We start from the raw sequence: 354 nt of genomic DNA, 5'->3' as shown, positions 1-354 counted from the left end.
GTGCAGGAAGGCGTGCACACCTTCGAGAAGATCAACGAAGCTGTGGCCGAGCCCGTCGTATACATGATCGACCGCTATGTGGTGGGTGGTTTCTACCGGGTTCACACGGGCCGCGGCGTGGACGAGAATCTCAATGCGCCAGGCATGCATTTCGTGCCGCTGCCGTTTGCGTCGAATTCGCTGCCGGACAGCCATGCCAAGCCGGGCGCCGGCGAGCCGAACCGCTTCTATATGTACGGCGTCGTGGCGCGCTTGGCGCTGTTGGCTGCATCGCTCGAGCTTGAGAAGACCGACCCGAACCCGCTGATCTGATCGGCCGTATCCCCGCTGCAGAAGGAACCGCCATGCGCATCC

At 62.7% G+C, this 354-nt stretch carries 1 protein-coding gene; it reads left to right on the top strand.

What is annotated here, in order from left to right; translation table 11 throughout:
• A partial coding sequence (locus KH400_RS30240; RefSeq protein WP_217228533.1) for a glutamate--cysteine ligase occupies positions 1 to 312 on the top strand: 312 nt, incomplete at its 5' end.
• Positions 313 to 354 lie beyond the last annotated feature (42 nt).

The sequence above is a fragment of the Desertibacillus haloalkaliphilus genome, assembly GCF_019039105.1.
GTDB classification, from domain to species: Bacteria; Bacillota; Bacilli; order Bacillales; family KJ1-10-99; genus Desertibacillus; species Desertibacillus haloalkaliphilus.
Note: the sequence above shows the minus strand (reverse complement) of the source record. Positions and strands in the feature narration are given on the sequence as shown.